1 pseudogene is annotated in these 259 nt (G+C 56.8%); it reads right to left on the bottom strand.

Annotation, left to right across the window (positions count from 1 at the left end):
- A pseudogene (locus AACQ49_RS15810) lies at positions 1 to 259 on the bottom strand (cell envelope biogenesis protein TolA); the annotation flags it as partial.

The following is a 259-nucleotide window of genomic DNA, read 5'->3' as shown; positions in this document are numbered from 1 at the left end:
TGCTCAGCTTGCAGTCTGGCTAGGCGCTCTTGCTCCGCCTTTTCCTGCTCAGCTTGCAGTCTGGCTAGGCGCTCTTGCTTCGCCTTTTCTTGCTCAGCTTGCAGTTTGGCTAGGCGCTCTTGCTCCGCCTTTTTTTGCTCAGCTTGCAGTCTGGCTAGGCGCTCTTGCTCCGCCTTTTTTTGCTCAGCTTGCAGTTTGGCTAGGCGCTCTTGCTCCGCCTTTTCCTGCTCAGCTTGCAGTCTGGCTAGGCGCTCTTGCT

This window comes from Proteus sp. G2675 (assembly GCF_963886535.1).
In the GTDB taxonomy this organism is placed as follows: Bacteria; Pseudomonadota; Gammaproteobacteria; order Enterobacterales; family Enterobacteriaceae; genus Proteus; species Proteus mirabilis.
This window is presented reverse-complemented; position numbering and strand designations above follow the sequence as displayed.